General features: G+C 72.2%; 5 protein-coding genes and 1 pseudogene. 2 read left to right on the forward strand and 4 right to left on the reverse strand.

The genetic code is table 11. The features are described from left to right. Positions 1-301: 301 nt before the first annotated feature. The 4 genes from HPY23_RS28295 to HPY23_RS28310 all read right to left on the reverse strand — a co-directional run bounded on the left by HPY23_RS28295 (position 302) and on the right by HPY23_RS28310 (position 3,413). The gene (locus HPY23_RS28295; RefSeq protein WP_091888470.1) at positions 302-1,177 is read right to left on the reverse strand and encodes an NAD(P)-dependent oxidoreductase; all 876 of its coding nucleotides are present in this window, start codon (positions 1,175-1,177) and stop codon (positions 302-304) included. Between the two features lie 61 nt (positions 1,178-1,238). Then, positions 1,239-1,676: a tellurite resistance TerB family protein gene (locus tag HPY23_RS28300; protein ID WP_060848154.1), complete on the reverse strand. Its 438-nt coding sequence runs from the start codon at positions 1,674-1,676 to the stop codon at positions 1,239-1,241. 215 nt (positions 1,677-1,891) lie between these two features. Further along, positions 1,892-3,022 (reverse strand): zinc-dependent alcohol dehydrogenase family protein, encoded by a 1,131-nt coding sequence (locus HPY23_RS28305; protein ID WP_091888468.1) that lies wholly within the window; start codon positions 3,020-3,022, stop codon positions 1,892-1,894. 124 nt (positions 3,023-3,146) lie between these two features. After that, entirely contained in the window at positions 3,147-3,413 is a 267-nt protein-coding gene (locus HPY23_RS28310) for a DUF1127 domain-containing protein (protein WP_244533337.1), read from the reverse strand. Between the two features lie 102 nt (positions 3,414-3,515). Between HPY23_RS28310 and HPY23_RS28315 the strand changes: the two genes are divergently transcribed. Together HPY23_RS28315 and HPY23_RS28320 are read left to right on the forward strand one after the other, a co-directional pair. Beyond that, positions 3,516-4,394 (forward strand): LysR substrate-binding domain-containing protein, encoded by an 879-nt coding sequence (locus tag HPY23_RS28315; protein ID WP_091888466.1) that lies wholly within the window; start codon positions 3,516-3,518, stop codon positions 4,392-4,394. Positions 4,395-4,674: 280 nt separating this feature from the next. Continuing rightward, positions 4,675-5,406 (forward strand): annotated as a pseudogene (locus HPY23_RS28320) (outer membrane beta-barrel protein); the annotation flags it as partial. Positions 5,407-5,470: the final 64 nt, after the last annotated feature.

The raw sequence follows: 5,470 nt of genomic DNA on the forward strand, positions 1-5,470 counted from the left end.
AGCATCGCCGAGAACGAGCCGGTCCAGAACTCCCAAGGCAGCCCTCCAAAAAGCAGCCTTCAATCACTTCTCGCCCAACCAGGAAACCCCAAGAGTCCACACCGCCTAGAGCGCTTCACGATCGCGCTGCAATCGCGAAGCACTCTAAGTCATTGTCTTGTCGCATTTTCTTCGACGAACCGGCATCCACTTCGTCGGAAAATGCTCTAGAATCGCAGGCTCCGACGGCGATGCCGTCGCGGCCGCGCGATCCGCCGGCCGGGGCGGGATCCGATCGATCGTCCCCCCTTGCGGCCTCGCCCTACCCCCGCCCCGCCCGCCGCGCCGACACGGTCGCCAAAGCCGCCAGGTCCTTCTCGCCGTCGCCGTGGGCGAGCGCGTCGAGCAGGCTGTCGCGGAGCACGCTGGCGAGCGGCATCGGCACCCGGACGGCCTCGGCGGCGGCGAGCGCCAGGCGCACGTCCTTGGCGCCGAGCGCCAGCCCGAAGCCCGGCGGCTCGTAGCGGGCGGCCGCGATCGAGGCGCCGTAGTTCTTGTAGACCGGTGCGGAAAAGATCGTGTTCGTCAGGAGGTCGAGGAGGTCGGCCGCCGGCACGCCGTGGGCCTCGCCGAGCGCCGCCGCCTCGCCCATCGCCTCGATTGCCGCGACGATCATCATGTTGCCGGCGAGCTTGACGGCATTGGCCCGGGCCGGCGCCTCGCCGAAGCGCCAGGTCTTCGCCCCCATCGCGTCGAGAAGCGGCTGCGCTGCGGCGATCGCCGCCTCGGGGCCGGCGGCCAGGATGTTGAGCTTGCCCGCCTCCGCCACGTCCGGCCGGCCGAAGACCGGGGCCGAGATATAAGGCACGCCGGCCCGGCCGTGGACCGCCGCCAGTTCCTCGGCGAGCGCGACCGAGATGGTGCTGGTGCCGAGATGGAGCCCCGGCCGCTCGGCCTGGTCGAGCAGGCCGCCCTCGACGATGACGGCGCGCAGCGCGGCGTCGTCGGCCAGCATCGTCACCGCCGCGTCGCCCCGGAACGCCTCGGCCGGCGTCGCCACCGGCTCGGCGCCGTGGGCGCGCAGGTCCTCGGCGGCTTGAGCCGAGCGGTTCCACACCCGGACCCGGTGGCCGGCCTTGACCAGGTTGAGCGCCATCGGCCGGCCCATCCGGCCGAGCCCGAGAAATCCGACATCCATCGCGATCCGTCTCCCGCGTCGTCGCGCGGGAGATAAGGCGGAATCGCCCGGCGTCAGGGCCTTACAGGCCGAGGAGCGCCGCCTTGTCGACGGACAGCACCTCGGCGATCTCGTCCAGCGCCTTGTGCTCCAGCTCGCTGATGCCGCCCTGGTCGGCGACGTCGGCGGCGATGAGGAAGACGTCCTGGCGCTGCTCCAGCGGCCGGTCGGCGATGCCGCCGACGAAGCGCAGGTTCTCCAGCCGCCCGGCCCGGCTCTTGGCCCGGGCGATCGCCTCGTGCAGTTCCTGCTCGAGCTTCAGCACGCCGTAGGACTTGTGCAGGATCGGGTTGTTGCTGAGGTCGGCGAGCGCCGTCTCGATCTCCTGCTCGTCGATCTCCTGGTCGGCCAGGATCACGGCGGCGGCCGCCGAGCAGGCGGCGTGCAGGAAGGCGGTGTCCCCCGCATAGGACATGACGACCCGACCGACCCGGGTGAAGGCATCCTGAAACAGCCCCATGGCACGTCCTTCGGTCAAGGTCCCTCGGCCGGCCGCGGACGGCCCTCCCCGCGCCCGTCCGGGCGCGCGATCGAGCATGGATGCCCGGGCCCGCGCCCGCCGGCAAGGGCGGCACCGGCCCGCGCGGCGCGGCGGAGTGCCGAGGACGGCGCTCCCGCCTACGAAAAACCGCCGGCGTGCCCCGCCCGACACGCGCGGGGCCCGACCCGGTGACCTCACATGGCGATGACCTGCCGGATCGCCTCGCCGCGGTCGAGCCGGTCGAAACCCTCGTTGATCTGGTCGAGGGTCAGGGTGCCGGTCATCAGCTTGTCCACCGGCAGGCGGCCCTGGCGGTACATCGCGATGTAGCGCGGGATGTCGCGGGCCGGGACGCAGGAGCCCATGTAGCTGCCGCGCACCACCCGCTCCTCGCCGACGAGGCCGACCGGCGGCAGGGTGAAGCTGTGGTTCGGGTTGGCGAGGCCGGCGGTCGCCGTGGTGCCGCCCCGGCGGGTGATCCGGTAGGCGGTGTCGAAGGCCTTGACCGAGCCCGCCATCTCCAGGGCGTAGTCGACACCGCCGTCGGTGGCGTCGCGGATCGCCGCGACCGCATCGGGATCGGAGGCCAGGAACGCGTCGGTGGCGCCGAGCTCGCGGGCGATCCGGAGCTTGTCCTCCGAGAGATCGACCGCGACGACCCGGCCGGCGCCGCTGGCCACCGCCCCGATCAGCGCCGAGAGGCCGACGCCGCCGAGGCCCACCACCGCGACGCTCTGGCCCATCTGCACCCGGCAGGTGTTCACCACCGCGCCGACGCCGGTCATCACCGCGCAGCCGAACAGGGCCGCCTCGACGAGGGGGATGTCGGGATCGATCCGCACGATCGAGCGGCGCGAGATCACCGCGTACTCGCCGAAGGCCGAGACACCGCTGTGGTGGCTCACCTCCACCCCGTCGCAGCGGATGCGCTTGGCACCGGACAGGAGCGTGCCGCGGCCGTTGGCGGCGTTGCCGGGCTCGCACAGGGCCCCGCGTCCCTCGCGGCAGGGCGCGCAGCCGCCGCAGGTCGGCACGAACGACATCACCACGTGGTCGCCGCGCCTGAGGTCGGTCACGCCGGGGCCGAGCTCCTCGACGACCCCCGACGCCTCGTGGCCGAGCGCCACCGGCACCGGCCGGATCCGGTCGCCGTTGATGACCGAGAGGTCGGAATGGCACAGGCCCGCGCCCGCGATCTTGACCAGCACCTCGTCGGGCCCGGGCGGGTCGAGCTCGATGGTCTCGATGGTCAGCGGCCGGGTCTCGGCATAGGGCCGCGCCACGGGGGCGTGGTGCAGCACGGCGGCGCGAACGCGTAGGGGCACGATTCATCCTCCCGGCGGGGCGCGTCTTGGTGCGGGCCCCGGCGGGATCAGGCTGGCAGCGGCCCTGCCGCCGGTCAACCGGCCGCGACGCATGCCGCCCCGGAGGGAGCCGGCCCGGGGCGGCTCACGCCGCGTCGTGCGCGCCGGCCCGCCAGAACGGGCGACGGGATTCGGCGACGGCCTCCCGGCGGCTCAGGCCGACATCGGCAAGCATCTCGTCGGTCATGCGGGGCAGGTCGCGGGAGAGGGCGCGCCGGGCCGACCAGCGGCGCAGCCAGCCCCGCAGGATCGCCACGCCGGCCAGGCGCGGTTCGTGCACGCGGCTCACGGTCAGCGTCCGCGGAGCGCCGGCGACGCGGTGCATCGGGAACGGGATGACGGTGGCGGCCACGGCGGATCTCCTTCTGTCTCGCCCCATCCCTACCCGGGCGGATCCTCGCCGTATATTGAGTTCTTCCACGCGCTTCGTGCGTAAAGCTCACGGATGGGCCCCATGCGCCAGTTGCCGCCGCTCGCCTCCCTGCGCGCCTTCGAGGCCGCGGCGCGCCTCGGTTCGGTCACCAAGGCGGCCGACGAGCTCGGGCGCACCCACGGGGCGGTGTCGCGCCAGGTGCGGGCGCTGCAGGAGCAGGCCGGCACCGCCCTGTTCGAGAAGGCCGGGACCGGCCTGCGGCTGACGCCGGCCGGCGAGGCCTTTCGCGGCGTGGTGGCGGGCGTGCTCGACGAGCTGGAGCGGGGCTACCAGCGGCTGCGCGATGCCGGGCGCGGGGCGACCGTCCACCTCGCCTGCGGGGCGACCTTCGCAATGCGCTGGCTGGTGCCGCGCCTGTCGGGCTTCTACCGCGAGCGGCCGACCGTGGAGGTCCGCCTCTCGATGACCTCGGCGCGGGCGCCGCGGGACGACGGCGCCGACCTGATGCTGAGCTGGGACCGGCTCGCCCGGCCGATCCGCGACGAGGCGCGGGCGATCCGCCTCGGCGATGTCGCCTTCGGCATCGTCTGCGCGCCGGCCTACCCGGTCCGGGCCGAGGGCGGGCGCCTCTGCGCCGAGACCCGGATCCGGCACGAGCACACGCCGCATTCCTGGCCGGCCTGGGAGGCGGCGACCGGCCGCGAGCTCGCGGCCGCGCGCGACATCGCCTTTCCGCATAACGGCCTGTGCATCGAGGCGGCGCTGTCGGGCCTCGGCGTCGCCCTGGTCGAGCAGATGCTGGTGCGCGACGACCTCGCGGCCGGGCGCCTCGTCGCGCCCGCAGGCTTCCACCGTTTCGCGAACGGCTTCGCGGCCCTTCCGGCGCCCGACCGTCCGCTCTCGCCCGAGGCTGCGGCCTTCCTCGACTGGCTGCGCCGGATGCTGGCCGAGGAGGCGTGAGGCCGGCGCCGCGCCGTCACAAGTGACCGAATCCTTTCACCAGTCTGGCGGTGCGTCCGTCGCAGAGCCGACGATCGTCAGATCTCGGCGGTCGACACCGGCGGCAAGTATGCCGTTGCGTTGCGAGAAAGACACGCAGCAACAAGCCCAGACTGAACATGGCTAATTTTGCATATTTTTTGAGCAGATGCACAACATTCGGTTTTGCCACGTTCCGGCCATACTGCCAGCTTGGCTGCAGTTGGCCCGGCCGTCACCGGCCCCAGATGGACTCCTCACCGTGGCAATGCGCTTCACCCTCAGCAGCCTGACCGTCGCCCTGCTGTCGACCGGCTCCGCCCTGGCCGCCGACCTGGCCGCCCCGGCCCCTGCCCCGGTGGCGGTTGTCGAGCGCTGCAAGGCGACCCTGTCGCTGCCGGCCTATGGCGGCGTGATCAAGCCGAACCCGAACCCGTCCTGCTTCACCCTCGGCGGCTTCGGCGACATCTACGTCGGCGGCGCGATCACCGGCTACGCCTACACCCAGACCAACCCGTTCCCGTTCTCGGCCGCGCCGCTGCCGAGCGACCGGGCGGCCCGGGTCGACTTCACCAACATCCAGGGCTGGATCCAGAAGGCCGACGGCCCGTTCCAGTTCTACGTCCAGGCCGGCGCCTACGCGATCCCGGCGCTCGGCTTCCTGAACTACAGCGCCCTCGACCAGACCGACCTGCTGTTCTCGCCGCTGCCGGTCGCCTTCGGCAAGTACGTCTTCAACGACAACTGGTCGATCCAGGGCGGCCGCATGCCGACCCTGATCGGCACCGAGGCGCCGTTCACCTTCCAGAACCTGAACATCTCGCGCGGCCTCCTGTTCAACCAGGAGAACATCATCAATCACGGCGTGCAGGTGAACTACAGCGACGGGCCGTGGTCGGCCTCGGTCGCCGGCACCGACGGGTTCTTCTCCGGCAACATCAGCTGGCTGACCGGCGCCGTCACCTACAAGCTCGACGACAACAACACCTTCGGGTTCTTCGTCATTCGGGGTTGATAGGGGCTCACAGTAGCCCCGCCTCCAAATCGGCCTCCAGGGT

Origin of the sequence: Methylobacterium ajmalii, from assembly GCF_016613415.1 — a bacterium.
Taxonomy (GTDB): domain Bacteria; phylum Pseudomonadota; class Alphaproteobacteria; order Rhizobiales; family Beijerinckiaceae; genus Methylobacterium; species Methylobacterium ajmalii.